This window comes from Nocardia australiensis (assembly GCF_020733705.1).
In the GTDB taxonomy this organism is placed as follows: domain Bacteria; phylum Actinomycetota; class Actinomycetes; order Mycobacteriales; family Mycobacteriaceae; genus Nocardia; species Nocardia australiensis.
In genome coordinates this window covers 1858462-1884802 of sequence record NZ_JAJFZM010000001.1, presented here as the reverse complement: position 1 = coordinate 1884802, position 26341 = coordinate 1858462, and the positions used below count along the sequence as shown (strand labels likewise).

Genomic DNA, 26341 nt, shown 5'->3' with positions numbered 1-26341 from the left:
GTGATTTGAAGGTAGTACTACGGATGGAGTGGTGTCAAGTGCGGACTAACCCGGAACGGCGGCAGGCGTTGCTCGACGCGGCGCTCGAGGTACTGGCCAAGGAGGGCGCGCGTGGGCTGACCTTCCGCGCGGTCGACAAGGAGGCTGCCGTCCCCGCAGGCACGACGTCGAACTACTTCGCCAATCGGGAGGGGCTGCTGACGCAGTCGGGCGCCCGGTTCTACGAGCGGCTACAGCCGAGCGAGGCGACCATGACCCAGCTCGCCGAGGGACCCAAGACACGCGCGAACATCATCGAGCTGATGAAGGAGACGGTGGCGCGCGTCGAGTCGTTCCGCACCGGTTACCTCGCACTGCTCGAGCTGCGGCTGGAGGCGACGCGGCGGACGGAGCTACGGGCCGTGCTGACCGAACGGGTACGCGCCGATATCGATCTCAATGTGCGCAACCACCTGAATGCCGGCCTGCCGGGAGACGAGCAGTCGGTACTGCTGCTCTACCTCACGCTGAACTGGCTGATCGTGGACCGGCTCACCCTGCCCGAGGTCTTCAGCGAGGAGCAGAGCCAGGAACTGATCGCGATCGCGGTCGAACGACTGACCGGCGCGTCGCGTTAATAACCAACGGATTGCGCAGGGCTCGGGGCGACTATCCCCACTACTTGCGGCGCCGAGTCAGGGCCCAGGCAATAATCGCGGTAATCAGCACCCGGCCGACCGTCGCGACAACTCGGTTGACGTCGACGGCGGGATGCCAAGCGAGCTTGCCGTCCTGCAACACGAACGCGCCGACCGGCGAAGCCCCGATGCCGAAACCGGCACCCTCACCGCTGCCCTCGCCTTCGGCACCCCCACCACCTCCGCCGCCTCCACCACCGACGGAGGCCGCGGGAATCACTGTGATGCCGCCGGATTCGTGTGGTTCGCCGAACACTCGTCGCACGCTGATCGCGTCGTATGCGCGTCCCAAAAGTTCTGCGTACTGCACGGCGCACCCTCCTTCGTCGGCGGGCGGCCACACGCCGCCCATTCGATCCTAAGGCGGCATAACCGGCGATTTGGTCGTTCGCGTTCGAAACTCCTTCACCCATTTCAGGATCGATCGTTGCGGCGAATATGCCCGGCGCGGACCAGCTGCGACCCACGTCCCGTCCAGTTGACGATCGGATGTGCGCTGGGCACAATCGGCCGATGTTGTTGGGCGGGGACGGAGGTATGAATGCGTACGAAGACCGATATCCGTTTCGTTGTCGACGCCGACCCCGATCAGGTGATGGACGCGCTGGCGGCAGTCGAATCACTCCCCGAATGGTCGACGTCCTACCGCGACGCACGGGTCGCGACGCGGGATGACGAGGGCCGACCTCAGCGGGTTTTCGTGAAGGCCGATCTGATGGGCGGATCGGATCTACAGGTCCTGGAATACGACTGGACCCACAGCCGATCCGAGTGGGAGGTCACCGACAGCACTCGCGGTGTCAAGGGCGGCGGCTGGTTCGAGATTGCCGACGGCGAGGACGGCACGCACGTCTGGTACCACGTGGAGCTGTATCTGCCGATCCCGCTGCCCGGCCTGCTGGTCCGCCGGACGCTGCGCCGTTCGAACGAAGAGGTGGTGGCGAACTTCATCGAATTCGCCGAGCGATTTCCGGAGACCGAATCCTATGAGTCCGTATAACGACAGCTTCTGAGCGGCCGTTGACGCCGTCGGCGAAATCGGCCGACGCGCAGCGAGTACAGCGCACCCTGGTCACGGTGAGGTGCGACGATATGCGTCATGATCGGTTCCAGGCGGGTTCGACTCCAACATGTATCCGAGGGCGGGTCGGTAACTCAGCTCGAACTGTTTTTCGACCTCGTCCTGGTTTTCGCGTTCACCATGGTCACCGACCTGGCGGCGGAGGAAACAACCGCGAAGAACCTGCTGCGCGCCACCCTGGTGCTCGCGGTGATGTGGTGGATCTGGATCGCCTACTCATGGCTGAGCAATGTGGTGCGCGCCGACGAGGGCATCATGCGAGTGGCCATGTTCGCCGCGATGGGCGGAGTATTCCTCGCGGCGCTCACCATTCCCGAGGCATTCCACGACCTGCCGGGCGGCTGGTTCGGGCCGCTGGTTTTCGCCATCGCGTATCTGCTGGTGCGGTTGGTGCATCTCGGAGTGTTCTGGCTGGCCAGCACCGAGGATTCGCAATTGCGTGGGCAGGTGGCGCGGTGGTCGGTCGGCTCGATCACCATCGGCACCACCCTGCTGGTGATCGCCGCGATGACTACCGGACTGGTGCAGACCACACTGTGGATTGCCGCAGTCGCCGGCGACATGCTGTGGACGGCGCTGGCGGGTGAGGACTGGCGGGTGAATTCGGCCAGCCATTTCTCCGAGCGCTACGGGCTGATCATTATCGTGGCGCTTGGTGAGTCGATCGTGTCGATCGGCATCGGCGTGGCCGGGTTGCCGATCTCGTGGCCGATCACGGTCGGCGCGCTGCTCGGGCTCGCGGTCTCGGGACTGCTGTGGTGGGCGTATTTCGATGTCGCCGCGCTATCGGTGGAGCGCGAACTCGCGCATGCCACCGGCCAGCGCCAGATCAAGATCGCGCGAGCCTCCTACACTTACTGGCATTTCCCGATGATCGTCGGGATCATCGGGCTCTCGCTCGGGTTGAAGAAGGTCCTGTACTACGTCGGCGACGAATCGCACCACACACTGACCGACGCGCTGTACGGGATTCCGCTTTACACGCTGTACGGCGGCGTCGTGTTGTATGTGGTCGCGCTGGTCGGGTTCAAGTACTACGCGACCCGGCAGTACTCGATGGTCCGGGTGGTCGCGGCCGTCGTGCTACTGGCGCTCATCCCACTCGCCGCCGCGCTGCCCGCATTGGCCTCGCTATCCATACTGTGCGCGGTGCTGGTCTTGATGATTCTGATCGAGACAGCCAAATACGCCCAGCCGCGCGACGAGCTCAGGCACGCGAGTCACGACCTGGGCTGATGACGCACCGATAACTCGGGCGCGGTGGGGCCATAGGCCGACGGTTCCACACGCGTTCCGTTGTGGACCGCCTCCCTGATCTGATCGATGTTCTCGCGCAACATGTCCGAGACGAGCTCATCGGTGCGCGGATCCTCCAACACCTGGAACACGATGCGGAATGTGGTGTCGGCGATGAGCCGGATGATCTCGTCGTGGAACGGGATGTAGCGCACCCGACCAGCCTGCGGATCTTTCTTGATCAGTTCGAGAATCATGTCGTCCATCTCGACGCGATTCTCTTGCAGCGCGGCGGCGATATTGCGGGTGTAGTGGCCCGAACGCAGCACATGCCCCACCTCGTCGAGCACCGCGATCGTCATCGGACGCTTGATGATGTCGACGATGGTTTTCACCGAGCGGGTGACCACGGCCGCGGTCACCCTGTCACCGAGGGCACGATCGGCGACCCGGCCCAATCGGACCACGATCACCACGATCCGCAGCAGTCGGAAGCCGCGGAAGAACGGGCTGGTCACCGGGATCATGCCGAGCACTTCGTACCAGTAGATGAACGGGAACGTCCACGGCCAGCCCGCGCGGTGCCAGCGCCACAGGAATTCCGCGGCGAATACCGCGCACACCGAGTAATCGATGATCACGATCACCTGGTAGGTGTGCGAGGGCACCGGGAAGAAGGTGACCCACGCGACGAGCACCACCGAGACGATGGCCAGCGCCAGCATCACGAAGTCGGTCCACAGCGCGGGCGGCTTATTCGGAAAATCCTGAGATTTCGATGCTTCGCCGGTACCCGACGGGATGGTCGGAGCTGCCACGGTCAAGATCCCTTCGACGCCGAACGACTCGCCGAGCGTATCGGCCTGCCCCTATACATCGTCCTTCTCACCGAGAAACCGGCTGGTAATTCGGCGGGTTACCGCCCGGCTCGGATGATCGCCTCGATATTGCGCTCGGCGAGCGCGGCGATGGTGAGCGACGGATTGACCGTGCCGGTGCTGCCGGGGATCGCCGCGCCATCCATCACATAGAGGCCGGGATGGCCCTGCACGCGACCGTTGCCATCGGTGGCCTTGCCGAGCACCGCACCGCCCAGCGGGTGCGCCGTGAACAGGGCATTCGCGTCGTAACCGAGTGCGCCGTATTCGACGAGCGCGTCGGAGCGCTCGGCGATGCGGTGGTCGATGGCGCGGGCGGCGGCAACACTGTCGTCCCGATTCTGGGCCGACCAGGCCAATCCGACCCGGTTGCTGCCCGGGTCGTAGCCGAAGCGCGCGCGGGCCGGATCGAGCACCATGGCGAAGGAGGCGAGCGCACCGGTCTCGAAGGGAATGCCTGGGATGTACCAGCTTTCGAGGGTGAGCGGCATGGCCGACTCGTCGAAAATCCGGCTGACGCTCGGCGCGGCCTGACCGTGACCGGCCAATTGACTCGCACCACGAGCGAGCACCACGTCACCATTGGTGCCCCAGCCGTCGCCGATATGTTCGTTGAGGTTGCGCAGCGCGCCGGTAGCCTGCGCGCGAACCAGCAGCTCCGAGGTGCCGATCGAGCCCGCGCCGAGAAACAGCCGGTCACAGGTCAGGGTGCGGGTACCGAGGACCTCCCCGGTCGGCGCGAGCTTGGTGACGGTGACCGAATAGCGCCCGCCGGGCTCTTGGGCGATGGCATCGACCCGATGCCCGGCGAAGATCGCCGACTTCCCGGTGTCCTGCGCGTATTTCAGGTAGTTCTGGTTGAGGTCGAATTTCGCGCCGTTGGAGTTGCCGAGGTTACTGCGGGCAACTGTCGCCGACGGGCGGGTGGTGCCGGCGAGTTCGCCGCGCAGGATGTCCCAGTTGAAAATCGAGTCGTTGGCCTGAGTCCGATAACCGGCCCTGCGCACCTGATCATCCCAGGCGCGGGAGTGCGCGAACGGCGGCGAGGCATACAGGTCTGCGGGAATCGGGTTCAGCCGCAACATCTCTCGCACCCGCGGGTAGTAGACCCGATCGAATTCGCCGTAGTCGAGGACGCCCCCGAAGACGTGGTCGAAGAAGCGGCGCTCCGGTGCGACCATCGCGCCGGTGAACACCACCGAGCCGCCGCCGACTGCCGCGGCCCGCCAGACGTCGATACCCGGATACTCGGTGCAGTCCAGCACCCCGCCGAAACTCGAGAACTGCATCGGCACCCTGGTAACGCCGGTGAAGCTGGTGCGGTGCCAGAAGCCGCGGCCGTCGGGAAGATCGTCACCGGTGAAGATCTCGCGCCATGGATCGTTGGGCCAGCGCGAGCCGCGCTCCAGCACCGTGTTGGCGACACCCGCCTCCGCGAGACGCAGCGCGGTGACCGCCGCCCCGAAACCGGAGCCGATCACGATCGCGGGCGAATGGTCGGGCGGATCGGGAAGTGGCGCAAAGATTTCCGGTACCCAGTCGCGGAAGAGGGATCCCCAGATGGGGTCCGCGGCCGCGGACCCGGTGTGCAGTGCCGTGCCCCCGGCACCGAGCAATACTGCCGAACCCGCCGCTTTGAAGAAGGCACGTCTATGCACCAGGCCACCTCCTCATCACGCATGGCCGAGCGCAGAATACCGGGATTCCGGTCCGCTGAACAGATGACCATTAGGCGATGTGGGCGGCAGGCGCGGCTATTCGGTAAACGGAGCGCGGTCCGCCCTACATGAGGTGCCCGCGTCTGGGAGTCGCAGATCGATCAGATAGTGCTCCACCAGCCGCCGCGCGCAGTCACCGCTCGGGTCGTGACCGTAGCCGTCGTCGATGACGACGAGCCGCGCGTTGCCCATTTCCTGTTGTGCGCGTTTAGCGGACGTCAGCGGGGTCACCGGATCGAATCGGTTGTTCAGCAAGAGGGCCGGAACATCCGAGCGCAGCGTCCATGGGCCGGTGTATCGCTGCGGATAGCCCTGCTCCGGAGTCGGCCATACCGCACATGGTTGCCGCAGGTACAACCAGAACTCGGCGTAAGTCGGTGCGGTACCGGCGAATTCACGCCCAGTTACCGGCCACTGTTCCGGATTTCGACCGAAAGTGCCGTCCGCGCAGGTGATTGCGGTGAATGAATCGAGGAAGTCGAACGAAAATGGTGCTGCGGCAAGCACTTCCCGCACGGTGTCGGCGTTGCCGTCGGCGCCGCGCTCCAATTCCGCGAGCAGGCCGGCCAGCGCGGGCCAGCCGTGCTGCGCGTCGTACAGCATTATCGCGTGCGCCTGGACGACCTCTCCGTAGCTCACCGATACCGCGCGTTCCCCCTGCCCGACCACGATCGCGCCCTGGCGTAGCCGATCCAGCAGGGCACGGTCGCGCGCTCGAACATCCTCGCCCGCAAAGGCGCACCTCGGCTGGCCCGCCTGCGTGCACAACCGGAAGAACTCGTCGAGGACCTGCTCGGTGCCGACAGCTGTATTGGCGATGTCGGTGCTCGAATCGTTGGTATATGCCTCCGGATCGATCATCGCGCCCAACTGCAGCGCACGGACGCGCGCACCGAACAGCGCGCCGTAGACCTCGCCGAGGTAGCTGGCGTACGAGCCGCCCCGGTAGGTCAGTTTCGGCTCACCGACCGCGCGGCGCAGCAGGTCCAGATCGCGGGCGGCGTCGACGGTGGTGAGATGCGCGATCAGCGCACCGTCGTTGGCAGCGCAGCCCGCCGCCAACTCGCGACTGCCGCGTTCGGCGGCACGTTCCTGTTCGGCATTCGCGGGAGGTTGCCAAGAATTCAACCAGAACCGTTGCTGCTCATCGGTATTCGCGAAACAGCGCACCTGCGAACTGCGGCCGATCCCGCGTTGATCGAAGGTCACCACATCGAATCGGCGACTCAGTTCGCCGGGAACCAGCTCGCCATCGCGTGCCGAATCGAACGCCGATCCGCCGGGCCCGCCGACCGCGGTGAACAGGGTACCGACACGACGGGCTGGATCGGTCGCGGCTTGACGCAGCACCGCGAGCGGGAGGGTCGGCCCATTCGGCTGGGCATAGTCGAGCGGCACATTCGCGACCGCGCATTGGTATCCGGCCAGCCCGGGCCCGTCGCACGGGCCCCACTCGAGCCGTGGTGTCGGCGCGGCGTCGGCCTGTGCGACGAGTTCGGCCGACGCTGAGGGCTGCTGGTACGCCTGCCCCGACGGCGACGCATCGCATCCGGCCAGCGCGGGCACCGACACGACGAGCACACCGAACACGGCGATCTTCCACCTATCCACAGTGCTCATCCTGTGCTCACACCCCCCTACGCGTCGTCCTCCTTTGTGACGAGATCGACTGTGGCGCGGCACATGCCCAAACCCGGCCCGGCGGTCGAACTCACCTACGTCGTCAGCAATCGGACCACCGCGATGGTGCCGACCACGACGATGACCCCGCGCAACACATTGGGCGGCAGCTTCCGGCCGACCTTCGCCCCCAATTGTCCGCCGATGATCGATCCGACGGCAATGAGCGCGACCACGGTCCAGTCGACGTCGGCGATGATCGTGAAGATCACCGCCGACACCGCGTTCACCAGCAGCCCGAGCACATTCTTGACACCGTTGAGGCGCTGGATGTCCTCGTGCACGAAAACCCCGAGCAACCCGATCAACAGCACGCCCTGGGCCGCACCGAAATACCCGCCGTATATGCCGCACGCGTACACCGCGACGAACAGAATCAGACCACCGTGTTGTGGCTCGGGGCCGGTGTCCTGCTCACGACGCCGTTTCACCCAGCGCGCCAGCCTCGGCTGGACCACGACGAGAATCAGCGCCGCGATGATCAGCACCGGCACGATCGCCTTGAACGCCTGGGCCGGCAGCGTCAGCAGTAGTACCGCGCCGGTGATACCGCCGAGCAGCGATGCCGTGCCCAGCCGCAGCAACCTGGTCCGCTGCCCCTCGAGTTCGCGCCGATACCCGACTACCCCGCTGATGCCGCCCGGCACAAGGCCGATCGTGTTCGACACGTTCGCAGTCACCGGCGGCAGCCCGAACGCCAGCAGCAACGGAAAAGTGATCAGTGTCCCCGATCCCACGACGGTGTTGATGCCACCCGCGGCGATACCCGCGGCGAGGACGGCCAGTTGTTCCAGCCAAGTCATATGAAGTTCCTTCGACGTCCCGTCGGACCGAGTCCGTACAAGCGTTGTATGCGGCCCCGAACGCTATCGGAGACGTCGGATGACCGGACGACAGGACTGCCTTCCGAAGACGCGACGCGACACTGTAAACTTCCGGGAATTATGCAGCGGGCACTTCTTCTCGGCCGCCGCGACGGGGTCTGATCGGACCGGCCTCCCGTCGCGGGGTTCTGCCGCGCCGGTCGTCCCCCATACAGGGATCCACCACACCCCCCACGGAGAAACGCCATGTCACCCGCTGACGCCTTCGTATCCGGCTCTCGCACCATTACCCCGCCGTCGAAGCCTGCCCCCACCGACCAGCCCGGCTGGAACACCCAGAAGAACTCCTCGATGCCGGCCTTCCGGTACCGGCCCTATGCCGAGGAAGTCGAGCCGATCACACTGCCCGACCGCACCTGGCCGGACAAGATCATCGATCGCGCCCCCGGCTGGTGTGCGGTCGACCTGCGCGATGGCAACCAGGCGCTGATCGACCCGATGAGCCCCGCCCGCAAGCGCCGCATGTTCGACCTGTTGGTGCGAATGGGCTACAAGGAGATCGAGGTCGGCTTCCCGTCGGCCAGCCAGACCGATTTCGATTTCGTTCGCGAGATCATCGAGGACGGCGCGATCCCCGCCGACGTCACCATCCAGGTGCTGACCCAGTGCCGTGCCGAGCTGATCGAGCGCACCTTCGAGTCGTGCGCGGGCGCGGCCAACGTAATCGTCCACTTCTACAACTCGACCTCGGTGCTGCAACGGCAGGTGGTGTTTCGCGCGGACCAGGCCGCGGTGCGGAAGATCGCCACCGATGCCGCGACGCTGTGCCTGGAGATCGAGAAGAACTACCCGGACACCGATTGGCGCTACGAGTACAGCCCGGAGTCCTACACCGGTACCGAGCTGTCCTACGCCAAGGAGGTCTGCGACGCGGTCTCCGAGATCATCGCGCCGACCCCTGAGAAGCCGTTGATCATCAACCTGCCCGCGACCGTCGAGATGGCGACCCCGAACGTCTACGCCGATTCGATCGAGTGGATGAGCCGCAACCTGGCCCGCCGCGATTCGATCGTGCTGTCGCTGCACCCGCACAACGACCGCGGCACCGCAGTCGCCGCCGCCGAACTGGGCTATCAGGCCGGCGCGGACCGCATCGAGGGCTGCCTGTTCGGCAATGGCGAGCGGACCGGCAACGTCTGTCTGGTCACGCTGGGGATGAACATGTTCTCCCGCGGCATCGACCCACAGATCAACTTCTCCGATATCGACGAGATCCGCCGCACGGTCGAATACTGCAACCAGCTGTCGGTTCCCGAGCGCCACCCCTACGGCGGCGACCTGGTCTACACCGCGTTCTCCGGTAGCCACCAGGACGCGATCAACAAGGGCCTGGACGCCATGAAGGTTGCCGCCGACGCGGCGGACGCCGATGTCGACGACATCATCTGGGCGGTGCCCTACCTGCCGATCGACCCGAAGGATGTGGGCCGGACCTACGAGGCGGTCATCCGGGTCAATTCGCAGTCCGGTAAGGGCGGCGTCGCCTACATCATGAAGACCGACCACGGCCTGGTGCTGCCGCGTCGGCTGCAGATCGAGTTCTCCCAGGCGATCCAGAAGATCACTGACGGCGAAGGCGGCGAGGTCTCGCCGAAGGAAATGTGGGACGTCTTCGCCGAAGAGTATCTGAGCCCGATCCGGCCGCTGGAGCGGATGCGCCAGAAGGTGACCGCGTCGGAGACCGACGGAGGCGTCGACTCCATCGCCGCGGTGGTCAAGGTCGACGGTGTCGAGCAGGAGATCACCGGCACGGGCAACGGGCCGCTCGCATCGTTTGTCGACGCGATCGCCACCGTCGGCTACGACGCGCGCGTGCTGGACTACTCGGAACACGCGATGTCCGCGGGTGACGACGCGCAGGCCGCCGCCTATGTGGAATGCGCGATCGGCGACAAGGTGGTTTGGGGCGTCGGTATCGCCACCTCGATCACCACCGCGTCGCTGCGCGCGGTGGTGTCCGCGGTGAACCGGGCCAACTGATCCCACGTTCCGCCGATCCGAATCCTTCGATCGGGGCCGGATGCCTGTGATAGGCGCGCGCGAGTCGCCTACCTGGGCGTCCGGCCCGATCTTGTTGGCGCGGACCAGCACTCGGACCACCTTCGGCGGTGCGTCCTGCCAGGCACATTCGCCCATCCACACCGCGGGACGAGTCAGCGAATCCCGTGCTAGCGTTGATTCGCACTCAAGCGCCGAGCTCTCTGCTCGAATTTCCGAGCAGATGGGGGAACTGTGACCACTAACGACCACAACCCGACCTCTCCGCCCTGGCTGCTGAGTCATTCGGTGGACACGGCCGAGGCCACCGGCCAGGGGGCACCGGATGAGGCGGGCGAATCGTCTTCCGCCGACGTCTCTTCCGACGCTGTCGGCGATTTCGACGTTCAGGAATCCACGAACCGGTCCGAGCCGGACCAGCCGGAGGTAGCCACGCAGTCGGCTCCGGAGGAGTTCGCTGGCGTACCAGCGGGCGCGGGGCCGCTGGATCAGACGACTGTCTACCAGACGAACGTGGCGCCGCCGTACGGCCAGCCCGACGGTTCGGCGCCGCCCGAGGGGTTCACTGCGCCTGAAGGTTTCGCACCGACCGGGGGGTTCGCGCCGGACGGCTCGGGGCCCACCGGATTCGCCCCGCAGGAAGGATTCGCGCCCCCTCCCGGATTCGCGCCGGCCGACGGGTTTGCGCCGACGCCGGGATTCGCGCCGCCGGAAGGCTTTGCGCCACCACAAGGTATGGCTCCGGCTGAAGGGTTCGCGCCCCCCGGCGCGCCGGATCAATACGCGCCATACAACGCCGGTCAGTTCGCGCAGCCTGCTCCATACCCGACGGAGCAGTATCAGCCCGATCCTTATCAGTCGGCGCCGTACCAAGATCAATCGACGCCGTACCGAGCCGCACCCAACCAGCCCGGTGCGCCGGCCGCTGCGACCGAGAGCGGTAACCACCCGGTGCAGCCGACGCCCGAACAGCCCAACGCGCCCTACGGCGAGTACCGGCCGGAAATCAGCCAGGGGCCGCAAGTCTCGCCGGACGGACAGCAGCCCGATCAGCCCAGCGGCGCCATCTACAGCTGGGCACCGCCGCCCCCGCCGATGCAGCAGCCAGCGCCGCCGCAACAGCAGATGTATCAGCAGCCGGGTCCGATCGGCCAGCCGCCGATGGGTCAGCCACCGATCGCTCAGCCGCCCGTCGGCCAGACCGGATCCATGGGCCAGGTGCCGCCACCCGGCTGGCAGGGCGAACCCAATACCCATCAGCAGCAACAGCCTTTCCAGCCGCAGCACATGCCGCAGCCGGGACAACCCGGACATTCGGTCAACGACCTGAACCTGCTCAAGCGCGCACGCAAGGCACCGCGCAGCGGCTGGCGGCGCGCCGTGCACAAGGCATCCGGCGGAATGATCAATCCCGGTCAGTCGGCGGCGGACGTCGTGCACCGCGATCTCGTCGAGCGAGTGAATCAGCCGGTGCGTGGCGACTATCGGATCGCGATCCTCTCGCTCAAGGGCGGTGTCGGCAAGACGACGACCACCGTCGGACTCGGGTCGACATTCTCGACACTGCGCGGCGACCGGGTTATCGCGATCGACGCCAATCCCGACCTCGGCACGCTCGGGCACCGGATCCCGCGCCAGACCCGATCCACCGTGCGCAACCTGCTCGAAGACCAGCAAATCACCAGGTACTCTGATGTCCGCGCACACACCTCGCAGGCACCGAGCCGACTGGAAGTGCTTGCGAGCGAACAGGATCCGGCGGTCTCGGAAGCCTTCAGCGAGGCCGACTACCGCCAGGCCATCGGCATCCTGCAGTCGTTCTACAACATCATCCTCACCGACTGCGGTACCGGCCTGATGCACTCGGCCATGGCGGGCGTGCTGGATATGGCCAGTTCGCTGGTGCTGGTCACCTCACCGGCTATCGACGGTGCGCGCAGCGCGTCGGCAACGCTGGACTGGCTCGACCATCACGGCTACGGCAAGCTCGTCGAACGCACGGTGGTGGTTGTCAACGCGTCACGCCGTGGTGCCTCGACGGTCGATCTGGACCAGCTGCGCAAGCTGTTCCTCGATCGCACCCGCGCCGTCCAGGTAGTGCCCTTCGACGACCACCTCGCCGAGGGTGCCGAGATCGACCTGGAACTGGTGAGCAAGCCGACCCGCCGCGCCCTGTTGGAGTTGGCCGCCATGGTCGCCGACGACTTCGGCTACATCGGCAACCAGCAGCACCGACCGGGCCCGACCAGGCACTGATTCGCTACCCAAGCGGCACAACCGATTTCGACGCGAGGACCCCTAGCCCATGGCTGGGGGTCCTCGCGTTTCGCCGTTGTAGAACACCGCGCGGAATCTCGCGTACTGACACCGGCCATATGCCGGGCCACGCGGCCAGTTCGGTTCGACGTCCGGGCGTCAGCGCGAGATCGGTCATGCCCTCGATTTTTGAAGCACATTGCCTACCCGCCCGGTCCATAGTTGCAAAATATTCTTTGCATAGACCTGCATGCAAAGAATAATGTGTAACTATGCCTGATGAGATACCGCCCAGGGAGATCACTGATCCCGCCGCCTTACGCGCGCTGGCACATCCTCTGCGCCAACGCATCTTGCGCGCGCTCGCGGAGAACGGACCGGCGACCTCCACCGCACTGGCCGCTGCGCTGGGAGAGAACACCGGTGCGACCAGCTACCACCTACGACAGCTGGCCGAACACGGATTCATCGAGGAGGCGCCCGAGTTGGCGAAGGGGAAGGAGCGGTGGTGGCGTTCGCCGCCGAAGGATCTGCGGTACCGGATGGATCGTGAACAGTCGCCGGAGTTGCGCGAGCTGATGGAAGGGCTGGTCGCGCAGCACATCGCCGAGGACATCGAGATGTTCCAGCGGTTCGAGGCTCAACGCGCCGAACTGGGTGAGTGGGCGGACATCATGCCTTTCTCGCGTGGCGCGATCTATGCGACGCCCGCGGAACTCGAGGAGTTCTTCGAGGACTACCTAACGCTGCTCAAGAGTTTCCAGGCGACGCATCAACAGGACAGGCCCGGCGCCCGCCGCGTGCTGACACGCTTCCTCGCCTTCCCGGCACCCGGCACCACCTCGGCTGAGTAGGACGATGAATGCTTTCGATCGCTAGAAGTATCGCCCTGTTCGCCATCATGTTTGCCGCCGCCGTAACCGGGATGCCGCTGGCGCACGCACAGGACTACACCACCACCGACATCACGTTCACCCGTGGTGACGGCACCGAGACGACCGGCACCGTGCACTCCCCGATCGGTGCCACCGGACGGCCCGGTGTCGTGCTCGTCCACGGGTCGGGTGACGGCCGCGGTGATCACTACAGCCAGGTCGCCGACGCGTTCGCCCGCGCAGGCATCGTCGCGCTGCGCTACGACAAGCGCACCGAGGGATACACGCCGTCGCACCGCGACTATTCGCTGCTGGCCGACGACGCTCTGGCGGGCCTTGCCGCACTGCGGAATCGGCCGGAAGTCGATCCGGATCGGGTCGGTCTGTGGGGCCTGTCCGAGGGTGGATGGGTTGCGCCACTGGCTGCTTCGCGGTCCACCGACGTGGCCTTCCTGATCACGATCGGCGCGAACTCGGTCTCGCCCGCTACCCAACAGACGTGGGCCAACGAGACCAGGTTCGGTGCGGCGGGAGTGCGCGGGTCGATGGTTGATGTGCTGGCGCGCAACGGGATTCGACAGCTCGCCGGGGCCGGACAATTCGCACAGGCCGACTACGACCCGATTCCGGTGTTGGCACGGATCGGGCAGCCGGTGCTCGCGATCTGGGGTGATCAGGATCGGCTCACCCCGCCGGGTGATAGCCTGCGCGGATTCCAGGCCGCGTTCGCCCGCGCCGGGAAGTCGAACTACACGCTGGTGACCCTACCCAACGCCCAGCACGGCGGGCAGCCGACCACCGACGGCTTCGACAAGCTGCCCGGGCTGGCGCCCGGATACGGCGAGCTCATGGGCGAGTGGGTGAACGGGCTGCCCGGCACGGCTGCCGCGCCGTCGGTGGATCAGCCTGCGGCGCAGAGACATCCGGTGCGGGACCTCGATCCGGTGTCCTGGTGGGAGTCGGCCGGGGCGAACATTGCGCTGCTGGTCGGGGTCATCCTCGCGCTCAGCGGTTATGCGCTCACCGGCATAGTGCAGGCATGGCGGTTGCCGGACCGCTGGCCCGCGCGAACGCTGGTGTTCACGGCCATGTTCGGCATCGCCGGTGCTGTCGTCCAGCTCGGCTACATCCTCTCGACCCGGGCAACCTCATTCGGCCCCTTGCTGTTCGGGCGCACCCTGCCATGGCTGGCCTTGCAGTTGGTTGCGGTGTGTGCGGTGATCGCGCTGGGCTTGGTCCTCGCGCGGGGCCGTCACACGCTGGCCGGAGCGACCACTGGCGCGCGGACGCGGTGGGTGATCCTGGTCTGCGGCGGAACGGGATTCGTGCTCTGGGCACTGTACTGGGGCCTGCTGCTCCCCTGACCGCATCCGGGGAGAACACGGTCTAGGGATCTCCAAATGCGCAGGCCAGAGCAGCAAGAAGCCCGGACGACGGGCTTTCGTGTCGTGCCGGGCTTTGTGGCTTCAGGGGCGGTTGAACTCGCCATCGTGGACGCCAGCAGTGAAAGCTGCCCACTCGCCAGGGGTGAATACGAGCGCTGGACCGGTCGGGTTCTTGGAGTCACGAACACCGACATGTCCGCCGTCGAGAAACGCGACCTCCACGCAATCCTTGCTCGGACCGCTGCGGCGGCTCTTGAACCACTTTGCGCCGGAAAGGTTTACGCTCACGTGCCATACTCCTCTGCGATCCTGAGGAACAAATCCCGACTCTGCTCCTCGTTCAGGGCTGAACGCTCAATGTCAGCGAATGCCTTGCGATACTGAGTGACTTCTTCCTCTTTCTCCAGGTAGAGGTCACCTGTATAGCCCTCAACGTACACCACAGGTGGTTCGGTCAAGTGGGTGGTCCGATGCGGAGGGAAGCCGAGGATTGTGAACGTTCCAACGAACAAACCATGATGGGCTCGTGCGTCGATCGGGACTACACGTATCGAGACGTTAGGCCGTTTGCCGCTCTCCACCAAGTGAATTAGCTGTGCCGCCATCACAGCCACGCCGCCCACGGCATGTCGTGCGACGGCTTCGTTAATGATCACATCGAGGCGGGCGGGCTCCCGCTCCGCGGTTAGCCGCGCCTGCCGTCGTGCGGACAGCTCGAGACGACGGTTGACTTCTTCCGAACTAATACTCGGGCGTTCCACCCAGATCAGCGCCTGTCTGTACTCCCTGGTTTGCAGCAGACCAGGGAGTAAGGTCGGATGATATCCAACAAGGCTGTTGGCAGCTTGCTCGAGTCCGACGAACAGATCGAATTCCTTGGGGATGGCGTCAGAGTAGGCGTGCCACCAACTCCTGTTCTGCGCTTCGTCTCTCAGAGCAAGTAGAGCTTTCGTCGTCTTCTCGTCGGCGTCATACAGCTTGCACAGCGCCTCGATAAACAGGCGATTGATCCGGGTTGGCTGCCCGGTCTCCATGCGCCAGAACGTCTGTTGCGAGACGCCGATCTCCTTGCGGGCGAGGTCGGACGTTATCCGCGCATCATCTCGTAGCCGTCGAAGTTGCCGCGCCAGCAAGCGGCGCGGGATCGTCGAATCCGACTCAGCCTCAGAAGACATCGTGTCCACTCCATTCGACCGGTGCTCATACTGGATGGGGTTCCGCTTCGCCACTGGATTCCGCCTTGCTTCGTCTAGGATTCTGGCAAATTCGTGAGCGAAAACGTGTACTGGATTCTTCCAGAGTCGCGTTCAGGATGGTGTGCTTTAGGTGCGCCCGAAGAGAACGCCTCTCCCACTTCCCTGATCGAGGACGGTTTTCTCAGGGGTCGGGCGCGCACCATAGCCCACCGTATTGAGGGGTCACGATGTTGAACCCAGCACTACCGCACCGGATTCCGCTTGTTGGCCCGCCCGCCGCGCTCGCGGTTGATGTCCCTGTCGATGTTGTCGAACGGTATCTAGACGCCCTACGCGAGTGGAAACCCGAGCGAACCTGCACTGACCAACCCGATCATGAGGCCTAAAACCGATGGACCACAAATCTTTTGGCGATACCCTGGTATCGCGCTGCCACTTCTACAGGCGGGTGTGTGATCTGCCGGCGACCGTCGACCCGCCGCACCTCGGTCGCATCATCATGAAGGCTGATCATGTTTGGGCGCTGATCATGCCCGCGCATCTCGGCCAAGCCGTTAAAATCCATATGCAACAACATGGTTCGAATATCGGCCCGATTCTGTCGCATCCGCGCTCGAATCGCTGGACGCTGCTCGTGCGGCCGGACATCCCCGATGATGTGCGTCTGTTCGCCGAGATGTTCCGCCTGAACGTGTCGGTAGTTCGAACCGGTGGCACCGTCGCGCTACCGTCGCCGGGTGACCAGGGCGCGCAGTTCCGGCGTTGGATCGAACCGCCCCGCTGCACGTTCCGGCCGTCCGGTCTTGTGGTGGTCGACGCGATCCGTGCTTGCTCAGCACCGTATCGGTCGGTGCGGCGGAGGGTCACTCATGGCTGAGCGCGAGTGTCGGCCAGATCGCGGTGTCGATGTGCGGCGCGTCGTAGATCGCGAGAACCCATGAGCAAGAACATATCTCCGCGCCCACAAGAGCTAGACGTACACCTGAGCGTGTTCCTACACGGTGCGCGGTTCGACTTCGCCGCCTGCCTCACCGCCGCGCTGATCTTCATGCACGAGCACCAGGCGCAGCACTACGCCGATGCCGTAACGGTCGATCTAGGCGACACCAGCCGCTACCCGCGCCTACCATGCGAAAGGCTATATCTCGAACCCTGAGATGCGCCACTGATCTCGGCCTCCGAAACGCGAGAGCTCCAACGAATTCTCGAACGAATCGGACAGGAGTAAAGCGATGGTCAGCGGGGAGCAGATCGGAATGGATTTCGGTGTTGTCGGCAGCGCTCGAGTCAGCGGCGCGGGTGGGTGGGTGCGGACCACTCGGCGGCAATTTGGGCTGCTGCGGTCTCGAAGGCAGCGAGGACTGCGGCGACGGCCGGGCGATTCTCGGCACCGGGGCGGAAAGCGAGTTCGTAGAGGCGCGCGGCGCGGACTCCCGAGAGACGCAGCACGACCAGCTGGGGGTGAGCGACGGCGAAGCGGGGCATGAGGGCGACGGCGTAGCCGGCGGCGACGAGGTTTTCGATTGCTCGGAAATCGTTGAGGCGCTGAGCAATACGAGGTTGAACGCCGGTCAGAGTGGCGATTGATCGGAGTACGTCATCGACAGGGAAGCCGCCGCGGACGCTCAACCAGGTTTCGTCGGCCAATTCGGCGGGCGCGACCTCGGTGCGGTCGGCCAGCGGATGTGTCGGTGCGACAACGACATCGGTCGGTTCACGCATGAGAACCCTTATGCTGACCCGTGGTCCGGCGATCGAGGCGGCGCGCTCGTCACGGTGGGTGAGCACGATGTCGTAATCGGCGAGCAGGCGCGGCACTTGCGCAGGCGGCAGGTCCTCGCCGCTGGCGATCACCTCGACACCGCTGTCGGCCATGGCGAGCAGCACATGAGGCAGCAGTAGCGCGGCACCGGAGGGGAACAGCGCGACCCGCACGCGTCCGCGCGGCGAACCTCGATAGTGCGCCATTTCCGCGGCGGCGCGGTCCATCGCGGCGAGCACCTCGTCGGCGCGCACCACCAGCGCCTGGCCCGCGTCGGTGAGCCGCACTCGGCGGCCATCGGGTTCGAGCAGTGCGACGCCGGTCTCCCTGGCCAGCACCTTGAGCTGCTGCGATACGGCCGACGGTGTCATCGATAGCGCCGCGGCCACCGCGCCGATCGTGCCGCGATCGGCGAGTTCGCTAGCACGCGCAGACGTTCCACCGAAATCGTCGAACCGCTGGACACGACCGACATATATCTCCCGTCCGGCACCCGCCACGCTTGCGCCACCGACACCAGCACCGGCGAAGCGCTCACCGCGCCAACTATGTAGCAAACCTACACAGATAGTCCACATTAATTCGATTGTTCTCATGCTTTTAAGCCCCGACGATGAGAGGCGTGACCAACCGCGATCGCCTGCTCGGCCTCACCGTCGTCCTGCTCTGGGGACTCAACTTCATCGCCATCCGCGTGGGCCTCGATCACTTCCCGCCGTTCTTCTTCGCCGCACTACGATTCGCGATACTCGCGGTCCCGGTCGTGCTGTTCGTGCCCCGGCCATCGGTGCCGCTGCGCTGGCTGCTGCTCTATGGCACCGGATTCGGCATCCTGCAGTTCGCTTTCCTGTTCACCGCGATGCGGGCGGGCATGCCGACCGGACTTTCCTCACTCGTGCTGCAGTCCGCGGCGCCATTCACGGTGGCGCTCGGCGCGCTGCTACTGCGGGAACGGCTGCGGCCATTGCAGTTGTTCGGATTGGCCGTCGCGGTGACCGGCATCAGCGTGATCGGGGTAGAGCGGATGCAGTCCGCCGCACTGCTGCCCATGCTGCTCACCCTGGCCGCCGGACTCGGCTGGGCCTTCGGAAATATCGGCTCCCGATTGGCGGCAGCGGGTGGTGAGGTCAACCCGCTGCACCTCACGCTGTGGATGACCGTGGTGCCGCCGATCCCGATGTTCGCGGTATCCGCATTCACCGAGGGGCCGACGACCGGCCTGCACACGCTGACCGACATCGCCGCCCCCACCTTCACACCCGCGCTCATCGGGCTCGCCTACATCGTCATACTCGGCACCGCTGTGGGGTCGGGGGTGTGGACGTACCTGATGGGCCGCTATCCCGCGGGGACTGTGGCTCCGCTATCGCTGCTGGTGCCGGTGATCGGCATCGCCGCCGCATGGGTGGCATTCGGGGAAACGCCGACGGTCGCCTCGCTGATCGGGGGCGTTGTCGTCATCGGGGGGGCGTTCATCGCGACTACCGGGGGTCGGCGGGAGGTGGTGGAAAGTGGCGTCGCGGAATTGGATTCGAGTCAGGGTTCGGCGGGGGTGGGTACCGCGGAAGCTCGGGCGGGGGTGGTTGTGACTCGGTAGTCTCTCGCCGATCCGTGGCCCCGGCCGGCAATGCCGTTACTGCCGAAACCCAGTGCCCGCGCCGCAGGTGGTGTTCGGCGTGGCGCGGAACTCGAGGAGCGTGGCGCTCATAAACTGTCCGCTGAACAGCGCGTTTTGACGGTCGCCCGATCGCGGCGGCCCGAGCCCGCGTGGCCGGGTCGGGTTGTGCGGGCAAGTGCGGCCGAGGTCGTCGTGTTGCCCATCCATCGACCTGACTGTTGGGATGAAGGAGCTTTCGATGAAATGGACCGTGGCTGTGACATCGCTGGCGACCGCAATAGTTCTGGCTGCCGCCGGTCCCGCCAACGCCGTGACCGGCAACGCTACCTACTACAACGTCGGTGACGAGGAATGCGGAAAGTCGTACACAGACAGTGACCTGGTGGTCGCATTGAGCTCATCTATTTTCGTAGCCGCTAACTGCGGCAGACACATCAAAGTAACGTCCGGCAAGGGCCACACTGACGTCGTGGTGGCCGGCGTCTGCCCCGCCTGCGCCGCCAACGACATCGATCTGTCGCCAGCGGCCTTCGAACGCCTTGGGTCCTTGGACGCAGGCCTGATCTCCGTGGAATGGCATTTCGTATAAGCCGTGACCAGGCAAATCTCTGATTCGAGTGCCCTCGCTGTGATCCGTCCAGCCCTCGTGCCGAAAGCACGTACCCACCGTTGCGAGACCGGAGTTCACGGCGTGGTCCCGTCCAGGCATTCACGCTGGACAAAAAGTCCCGACGCGCCGTACTGACGGCGGTCACGGATCTCCAGAATTCGCTCGGCGGAAGAGGAGGATGGACTGGGTGCAGCCGAAACGCGTACTGCCGATGCTGGTCGGCATCGTGACGGTGGTCGCCGCTTGCTCCTCGCCGACGACGCCCCCGGCGGGGACGGCTGAGCTGCCGTTGCGGCAGGTCGGTGAGATTGCATTGACGGGCGGTTCGGTGCGGTTCGACTACACCAGCCTCGATGGCGGAGCCGGGTTGCTGTTCATCGCGCATATGGGAGCCGGTGAGGTCGTCGAGGTCGACATCCGGTCCCACACGGTGGTGCGCACGATCGGTAACCTGCCCGATGTCCATGGGGTGCTGGTCGTGCCGGACCGGCACCGTGTGTATGCCACGGCGACCGGACGCAATCAGTTGGTCGCCCTCGACGAGGACACCGGTGCGGCCCTGTGGAGCTCGCCGACCGACGCCTACCCGGATGGGTTGGCCTATGACCCGGTGCGGGGTGCGGTGTGGACGACCAACGAACGCGCGGGCACCGAGACCGTCATCGACGCCGACACCGGAAACGTCCGTGGCACAGTCTCGTTGGGTGGCGAGGTCGGCAACGTCGTCTACGATCCGGCCATCGACCGGATGGTGGTGGCGGTGCAGGGACGCGGTGATCTGGCCGTCATCGATCCGGCCACGCTCGCGGTGACCGATCGGATCCCGACACCGGGATGCGACAGCCCGCACGGCCAGGCCCTCGACACGGCGAACCAGGTGATGTTCGTGGGATGCGAAGCCAACGCCACCCTGGTCACCGTAGATCTGAACCGGCGCACGGTGACCGATCACAACACCGTCGGTGAGACACCGGATGTCCTGGTCTACGACTCCGACGCGCACCGACTGTACGTCGCAGCCGAAAGCAGTTGGGTCAGCGTCTTCGACCAGCGCGATGGGCGCACTACCGCGGTCGGGGCCGAGCATCTGGCCGACGGTGCGCACACACTGGCGCTGGATCCCGCCACCCACCACAGTTACTTCCCGATCCCCAAAGGTTCCGGTGGTGGACCGGTGCTGTGGGAGTTCGAGCCCACCACGTGAGCGTGCTCGGCGCCTGAGCGTTCTGTGTCTGCGCGCCGGGCTGGGGCGGGTTCGTCCGGCCGCTGCCGCAACCGACAACGAAAACAGCGGCGGGAGACGTATCAGTGCCACGACAACCCGGCGTGCGATGGTGGACGTGACCGGCCTGCTCACTTGGCCAGGTTCGTCGCGTCCACGACGGTGCGCATCGCTTTGGCGAGAGCGACCGCATCGTCGACGGCCCAGTAGTGCAGGTAGAACAGGCGAGGGTCGTCGGTGAGCGAATGGTTGTGCAGGGTTACCAGCGCGATGTTGCCCGCGCGCAGAGCCTGGATGACCTGCTGCACCTCGGGTTCGGTCATCGCGACGTCACCGTTGATCGCGGCCTTGCCCTGCCCGAGCGGCTGGAAGTTGACCGTCGTGGTGACACCGAACGTCGGCGGCACGACATGCCCCTCATCGACGATCGTTTCGCCGCGGGCGAGGTTGAACTTGTAGAGGCCGTTATCCGGGGTTCCCTTGCGGCCCAACGCCGCATCGATCCCCGCCGTGTCGAGATCAACGGCCGGCTGCTGCGCCGGCGGGACGGCAGCCGGTGGGATGGACGTGGCGTCGAGGGCTGCCTTGATCCCCGCGGCGAGTTGAGCGGGATCGCCCATGGCGTGGATGTGAGTCCACCAGACCTGCGGTGTCTGCTCGAGCAGATGCTTGTGCAGTGCGGTCTGAGCGATGCCGTGGGCCTGCAACGCGTCGGTGACCTTGGGCAGTTCAGCCTCGGTGACGATCAGATCGCCCATCACCATCGTCGTGTCGGCGTATTTCGCGAACGCTGTATAGCCACCCAGCGACAGCCCTGGCTTGATCGGGACACCGCCGGTGACCACCTGTAAGTCGCTGCGCACCAGTGGGATCCGGTACACGGTGTTGCTGTCACCGAACTTCCCGGTCCGGCCCAGTCCGTCGGTGACCGGTTTCCAGTCCGCGTCGGTAGTGGTCACCGGCCGGACCGGGGCCGTGGTCTGTGTGCTTGTGTCACCCGGGCTGGTGCTGCTGCCGCACGCCGATACTGCCGCGGCGAGCAACACCGCGGCCGCCAGACGGCTACCGCGCGGCCACCTGATCAATGCGGCGAAGTGGGCTTTCGAGCAAATCATGTCGCACTTCCTGTCATCGTGGAGTACGTGTAGTCGCAGATGCTGCTGTAGTCCCGTGCTCAGGTGTAGTGGGTGTTCATGAAGCCCGGATGAAGACGAAAGACGGTGATGATGCCGTGCGAATACTCGTCGTCGAGGACGAACCGAAAATGGCCGAACTGCTGGGTCGCGGCCTTGTCGAAGAAGGCTATGCCGTCGACGTCACCGCCGACGGCGCCGCCGGATACGACGCCGCCGCCGGGCGCGTCTACGACGCGATCGTGCTGGACGTCATGCTGCCCGGCCTCTCCGGATTCGAAATCTGTCGGCGGTTGCGCCATGACGGGATCTGGGTGCCGGTATTGATGCTCACCGCCCGCGCCGCCGTCGTCGACCGGGTCCATGGCCTCGACGGCGGCGCCGATGACTACCTCACCAAACCGTTCCACCTCGACGAACTGTTCGCCCGCCTGCGTGCGTTGATCCGGCGGGGACCCACCCCGCGCCCCACTGTCTCGACGGTCGGCAACCTGCGCATCGACGCCACCGCACGGCGCTGCTGGCGCGGCGACACCGAAATCGTGCTGACCGGCAAGGAATTCGCGCTGCTGGAGATGTTCGCCCGTCAACCCGGCATCGTCCTGTCGCGGGAGGTGCTGATGGAGCACTGCTGGGACTTCGCCTACGAATCCCACTCCAATGTCGTTGACGTCCACATTCGCGCCCTGCGCGACAAGATCGACCGACCCTTCGGGGTCACCTCGGTCGAAACCGTGCGCGGCAGCGGATACCGCCTCCGCCCCGATGGCGGCCGAATCGAAAGCCACACACCATGATCCGCGCCTGGCCTATCCGTATCCGGCTAACCGTCGCTTTCACCATCATGATGGCGCTTGTGCTCGCCGGAGTCGGGGCCGTGACCGTCTCCCACATGCGCTCGTTCCTCGACAACTCCGTCACTGAATCACTCACCTACCAGCTCACCGAGTTACGCCCTCTGGCGGCCGCCGTCGAACCGATATTGCCCGGTCCCAGCCAAGACACCGCCGTGCAAATCCTCACCGACAGCGGGCAGGTCGTCGCTACCACCCCGGAACTCTCTGGGGCGTCGGCACTTTCACCTGCCGAACTCAACAGCGCAAGACACGCAACCCTTGTTGTCGACCACGCCGCCGCGGGACAGCTGACCGGACCGGTGCGTCTCGCCGCCACCAGCGCACCCGGCAACCGGATCGTCGTTGCCGCGGTCAGCCTCGGCGACCGCGACGCCGCCGTCGCCGATCTCACCCATGAACTCGCCGTCGGATTCCCACTGGTCCTGCTCGCCGCAGCCCTCGGCGCCTACCTGCTGGCCATGGCTGCGCTACGCCCCGTCGAACGCATGCGTGCCCGCACAGCGGGCATCACCCACACCGATCCCGAAGCGCGCCTGCCGATACCGCCCGCACACGATGAAATCTCGCGCCTGGGAACCACATTCAATGACCTGTTGGTGCGCCTGCACGAAGCCCTCGATCGGGAACGACAATTCGTCGCCGACGCCGGCCACGAACTACGCACCCCACTGAGCCTGCTCACCACCGAACTCGAACTCGCCCTTCGTCGCCCGCGCAGCAACGCCGAACTCACCACCTCGCTACGCTCCGCACTCGATGAGGTCGAACGACTGTCCCGACTGTCCCGCGCCATGCTCGCCGCCACCGCGGACGAACCCCGCGACCCCAATACACCGGTCGCAGTCGTCGAGCTGCGACCGGCACTCGAATCCGTGATCACCCGCTACCACGCCACCATGGACGAAACCGCGGTGACACTCGATTGCCCTGCCGCCCTTCGAACCCGCGCCGATCCCGACGACCTGGACCGGATGATCACAAACTTGCTCGACAACGCCACCCAGCACGGCGCACCGCCGGTCACCATCCACGTCCGCTGCGACGCCGACTCGCTCGTCGTCGAGGTCCGCGACCACGGCCCAGGGATAGAGCCCCGGTTCTTACCGCACATATTCGACCGCTTCACCCGCGCCGATACCGCACGCACCACCGGCGGCAGCGGGCTCGGCCTGGCCATCGTCACCACACTCGCCCACCGCAACAACGGCACCATCACCGCAACCAACCACCCCGACCGCGGCGCTGTCTTCACCCTCACCCTGCCCGCAGACCGAAGCTGAGCAACCGGCCGACGTAACCACCGTCAGCCTCACGTTCTGTTCAGCTCCACCCTATGCCATTACGTTCGCAACTGCGCACATAATGGCGTAAGGTAACCCTTGTCGGAGCGGTTCGCGAGTCTGGAAGATGGAGTGTGATCGAGGTACTGCGGAATCGCCGATTCCGGCGGTTGTTCACCGCGCAGGTGGTGGCGCTGGTCGGCACCGGCCTGTTGACGGTGGCGTTGGGTCTGCTGGCCTACGACCTAGCGGGCAGTAACGCCGGCGCGGTGCTCGGCACCGCGCTGGCGATCAAGATGGTCGCGTATGTTTTTGTGGCACCGGTGATTTCGGCGATCACGGACCGGGTGCCACGCCGGGTGCTGCTGGTGTCGGCGGACGCGATCCGCGCGGCGATCGCCCTGACGCTGCCGTTCGTCACCCATGTCTGGCAGATCTATGTGCTGATCTTCGTGCTGCAGGCGGCGTCGGCGACGTTCACCCCGGCCTTTCAAGCGGTGATCCCCTCGATCCTGGAGAACGAAGACGACTACACCCGCGGGCTGTCGCTGTCGCGGTTGGCCTACGACCTGGAATCCCTGCTGAGCCCGGTCCTGGCCGCCGCGCTGCTGACCGTGATCAGCTACAACCTGCTGTTCGTCGGAACCGCCGCCGGATTCATCGCCTCCGCTGTTGCGGTGGTGACCACGACGCTGCCCCGGCCGGTGCCGACGGACCGCTCGGTGCCACTGTTGGAGCGGATCACCCGAGGCGCCCAGTTCATGACCGAACGCCCGGTACTGCGCGGACTGCTGGCAATGAACCTCGCAGTCGGCGCGGCGACCGCACTGGTCGTGGTGAATACCGTCGTCTACGTGCGAGATCTACTCGACGGCTCCGCCACCGGGGTGGCGCTCGCACTGGGCTGCTACGGCAGCGGATCGATGATCGTCGCACTGTCAGTGCCACGACTGCTCACCACCATCACCGACCGCACCCTGATGCTTGCCGGAGCCGCCGTGCTGCCGGTGGGATTGCTGGCAGCCGCCGCGATCGCGACCCTGTCGCCGACCCCCGGTCCAGGGTGGGTGATGCTTACGGTCGCATGGGTGGTGCTCGGTGCGGGCACCTCGATGATCAACACCCCCGCCGCCCGGCTGCTGCGCTCCCAGACCACACCCGACAACCGAACAGCGGTATTCACCGCCCAGTTCTCCCTATCGCACGCCTGCTTCCTCCTCACCTACCCCATCGCCGGATGGGTCGGCGCGGGCGTCGGCCAGTTCGCCGCCGCGATCACCCTGGCCGCCGTCGCTACACTTGCCGCAACAACGGCCGCCCGCGTATGGCCGGTGGATACCTCATCCACGGTGGAAGAGGTGCTAGCAGGAAGGCGGTGAACGATGACGGCCAAGCATGTCTCGGCCGCCGCGCAAGCAGCTCCCAGCCTCGTCCACCCCGTCACGCCCGACAAGGCACGCCTCGACGCCGCGTCCGCCACCTTTCGGATGTTGTCCGACGCCACCCGCCTGCATATCCTGCTGGTCCTCGCCGACGGTGAAGCCGATGTCACCGCTTTGACCGAAGCCTGCGGCGCCTCCCGCACGGCAGTCAGCCAACACCTGGCCAAACTGCGCTTCACCGGGCTCGTCGACACCCGCCGCGAAGGCCGCCGCATCGTCTACCGCATCCACGACGGGCACCTGACCCGACTGGTCCGAGAAGGCATGAACCACGCCGACCACATCGTCACCGGAGAACCCCCACACGCCTGAGCTGTGTTGTTTGGCAGCACCTGCGGCGCTGCGTGTTCGCGGCCCCCTATGGCTCGCGTCCGAGGGGCAAATACTTGCTCCTTCGTCGCATCGTATTTGCCCCTCGGACGCGAGCCGGCCGCGAACTCTAGTGCTCGATCTCGCTACGCTCGAAAACTGTTGCCGCGCCAAGCGAGCACGTAAGTGGGCTCGTGCGGCACCGACTATTTCTGTACACAGTTGGATGCCGCGCTTTAGCGGC

General features: G+C 65.7%; 24 protein-coding genes and 1 pseudogene. 16 read left to right on the top strand and 9 right to left on the bottom strand.

Annotated elements, in window-relative coordinates:
* Positions 1-23: 23 nt before the first annotated feature.
* Positions 24-617 carry a TetR/AcrR family transcriptional regulator gene (locus LKE06_RS08480; protein WP_255648473.1) on the top strand — a complete coding sequence of 198 codons (594 nt, stop codon included), beginning with the start codon at positions 24-26 and terminating at the stop codon, positions 615-617.
* A gap of 40 nt (positions 618-657) precedes the next feature.
* Here the strand turns inward: LKE06_RS08480 and LKE06_RS08475 are convergent, their stop codons facing one another.
* Positions 658-987: a sporulation protein gene (locus LKE06_RS08475; protein WP_227998051.1), complete on the bottom strand. Its 330-nt coding sequence runs from the start codon at positions 985-987 to the stop codon at positions 658-660.
* A gap of 231 nt (positions 988-1218) precedes the next feature.
* Here LKE06_RS08475 and LKE06_RS08470 point away from each other — a divergent pair, with 231 nt between their 5' ends.
* Complete coding sequence (locus LKE06_RS08470; RefSeq protein ID WP_227998049.1) at positions 1219-1677, top strand: SRPBCC family protein; 459 nt, start codon at positions 1219-1221, stop codon at positions 1675-1677.
* A 99-nt stretch (positions 1678-1776) separates the two neighbouring features.
* Positions 1777-2994 carry a low temperature requirement protein A gene (locus tag LKE06_RS08465; protein ID WP_227998048.1) on the top strand — a complete coding sequence of 406 codons (1218 nt, stop codon included), beginning with the start codon at positions 1777-1779 and terminating at the stop codon, positions 2992-2994.
* Here the strand turns inward: LKE06_RS08465 and LKE06_RS08460 are convergent.
* The 4 genes from LKE06_RS08460 to LKE06_RS08445 form a co-directional block, all read right to left on the bottom strand.
* The gene (locus tag LKE06_RS08460; protein WP_227998047.1) at positions 2979-3812 is read right to left on the bottom strand and encodes an ion transporter; all 834 of its coding nucleotides are present in this window, start codon (positions 3810-3812) and stop codon (positions 2979-2981) included. The two genes, LKE06_RS08465 and LKE06_RS08460, sit on opposite strands and share 16 nt — an antisense overlap.
* Positions 3813-3910: 98 nt before the next feature.
* Positions 3911-5530, bottom strand: coding sequence for a GMC oxidoreductase (locus LKE06_RS08455; RefSeq protein ID WP_227998046.1), 1620 nt, complete (start codon positions 5528-5530; stop codon positions 3911-3913).
* A 96-nt stretch (positions 5531-5626) separates the two neighbouring features.
* A complete protein-coding gene (locus tag LKE06_RS08450; protein ID WP_227998045.1) occupies positions 5627-7210 on the bottom strand; it encodes an alpha/beta hydrolase in 1584 nt (527 codons plus the stop codon).
* Between the two features lie 95 nt (positions 7211-7305).
* Positions 7306-8073: a sulfite exporter TauE/SafE family protein gene (locus tag LKE06_RS08445; protein WP_227998044.1), complete on the bottom strand. Its 768-nt coding sequence runs from the start codon at positions 8071-8073 to the stop codon at positions 7306-7308.
* Positions 8074-8340: 267 nt separating this feature from the next.
* On the opposite strand from LKE06_RS08445, the gene leuA reads away from it, so the two are divergent.
* The 4 genes from leuA (at position 8341) to LKE06_RS08425 (ending at position 14647) form a co-directional block, all read left to right on the top strand.
* The gene (gene leuA, locus LKE06_RS08440) at positions 8341-10134 is read left to right on the top strand and encodes a 2-isopropylmalate synthase (RefSeq protein ID WP_227998043.1); all 1794 of its coding nucleotides are present in this window, start codon (positions 8341-8343) and stop codon (positions 10132-10134) included.
* 753 nt (positions 10135-10887) lie between these two features.
* On the top strand, positions 10888-12408 hold the full coding sequence (locus tag LKE06_RS08435; RefSeq protein WP_227999346.1) for a MinD/ParA family ATP-binding protein: 1521 nt from the start codon (positions 10888-10890) through the stop codon (positions 12406-12408).
* 272 nt (positions 12409-12680) lie between these two features.
* Positions 12681-13262 (top strand): winged helix-turn-helix domain-containing protein, encoded by a 582-nt coding sequence (locus tag LKE06_RS08430; protein WP_227998042.1) that lies wholly within the window; start codon positions 12681-12683, stop codon positions 13260-13262.
* Between the two features lie 8 nt (positions 13263-13270).
* Positions 13271-14647: an alpha/beta hydrolase family protein gene (locus LKE06_RS08425; RefSeq protein WP_227998041.1), complete on the top strand. Its 1377-nt coding sequence runs from the start codon at positions 13271-13273 to the stop codon at positions 14645-14647.
* 102 nt (positions 14648-14749) lie between these two features.
* Here LKE06_RS08425 and LKE06_RS08420 read toward each other — a convergent pair whose 3' ends face one another.
* A complete protein-coding gene (locus LKE06_RS08420) occupies positions 14750-14956 on the bottom strand; it encodes a DUF397 domain-containing protein (protein WP_227998040.1) in 207 nt (68 codons plus the stop codon).
* Positions 14953-15843 carry a DUF5753 domain-containing protein gene (locus tag LKE06_RS08415; RefSeq protein WP_227998039.1) on the bottom strand — a complete coding sequence of 297 codons (891 nt, stop codon included), beginning with the start codon at positions 15841-15843 and terminating at the stop codon, positions 14953-14955. Before LKE06_RS08415 ends, LKE06_RS08420 begins: the two co-directional genes overlap by 4 nt.
* A gap of 469 nt (positions 15844-16312) precedes the next feature.
* Here LKE06_RS08415 and LKE06_RS08410 point away from each other — a divergent pair, with 469 nt between their 5' ends.
* Both LKE06_RS08410 and LKE06_RS08405 read left to right on the top strand, forming a co-directional pair.
* The gene (locus LKE06_RS08410) at positions 16313-16741 is read left to right on the top strand and encodes a DNA-directed RNA polymerase subunit beta (RefSeq protein WP_227998038.1); all 429 of its coding nucleotides are present in this window, start codon (positions 16313-16315) and stop codon (positions 16739-16741) included.
* 60 nt (positions 16742-16801) lie between these two features.
* Positions 16802-17020, top strand: coding sequence for a hypothetical protein (locus tag LKE06_RS08405; protein WP_227998037.1), 219 nt, complete (start codon positions 16802-16804; stop codon positions 17018-17020).
* Between the two features lie 131 nt (positions 17021-17151).
* Here LKE06_RS08405 and LKE06_RS08400 read toward each other — a convergent pair.
* A pseudogene (locus LKE06_RS08400) lies at positions 17152-18074 on the bottom strand (LysR family transcriptional regulator).
* Between the two features lie 174 nt (positions 18075-18248).
* Between LKE06_RS08400 and LKE06_RS08395 the strand changes: the two are divergent.
* The 3 genes from LKE06_RS08395 to LKE06_RS08385 all read left to right on the top strand — a co-directional run bounded on the left by LKE06_RS08395 (position 18249) and on the right by LKE06_RS08385 (position 21058).
* Positions 18249-19223: an EamA family transporter gene (locus tag LKE06_RS08395; RefSeq protein WP_227998036.1), complete on the top strand. Its 975-nt coding sequence runs from the start codon at positions 18249-18251 to the stop codon at positions 19221-19223.
* Between the two features lie 259 nt (positions 19224-19482).
* Positions 19483-19833, top strand: a complete 351-nt coding sequence (locus tag LKE06_RS08390) for an RlpA-like double-psi beta-barrel domain-containing protein (protein ID WP_227998035.1) — start codon at positions 19483-19485, stop codon at positions 19831-19833.
* Positions 19834-20032: 199 nt separating this feature from the next.
* The gene (locus LKE06_RS08385; protein ID WP_372477301.1) at positions 20033-21058 is read left to right on the top strand and encodes a YncE family protein; all 1026 of its coding nucleotides are present in this window, start codon (positions 20033-20035) and stop codon (positions 21056-21058) included.
* 149 nt (positions 21059-21207) lie between these two features.
* Here the strand turns inward: LKE06_RS08385 and LKE06_RS08380 are convergent, their stop codons facing one another.
* On the bottom strand, positions 21208-22191 hold the full coding sequence (locus LKE06_RS08380) for a DUF1259 domain-containing protein (protein WP_372477300.1): 984 nt from the start codon (positions 22189-22191) through the stop codon (positions 21208-21210).
* Between the two features lie 89 nt (positions 22192-22280).
* Between LKE06_RS08380 and LKE06_RS08375 the strand changes: the two genes are divergently transcribed.
* The 4 genes from LKE06_RS08375 (at position 22281) to LKE06_RS08355 (ending at position 26100) form a co-directional block, all read left to right on the top strand.
* Entirely contained in the window at positions 22281-23006 is a 726-nt protein-coding gene (locus tag LKE06_RS08375; protein ID WP_255648467.1) for a response regulator transcription factor, read from the top strand.
* Positions 23003-24346, top strand: coding sequence for a HAMP domain-containing sensor histidine kinase (locus tag LKE06_RS32810; protein WP_305082793.1), 1344 nt, complete (start codon positions 23003-23005; stop codon positions 24344-24346). The genes LKE06_RS08375 and LKE06_RS32810 overlap by 4 nt, the downstream gene beginning before the upstream one ends.
* 134 nt (positions 24347-24480) lie before the next feature.
* Entirely contained in the window at positions 24481-25725 is a 1245-nt protein-coding gene (locus LKE06_RS08360; RefSeq protein WP_227998034.1) for an MFS transporter, read from the top strand.
* Between the two features lie 3 nt (positions 25726-25728).
* The gene (locus tag LKE06_RS08355; RefSeq protein WP_227998033.1) at positions 25729-26100 is read left to right on the top strand and encodes a metalloregulator ArsR/SmtB family transcription factor; all 372 of its coding nucleotides are present in this window, start codon (positions 25729-25731) and stop codon (positions 26098-26100) included.
* The last annotated feature ends 241 nt before the right edge of the window (positions 26101-26341 follow it).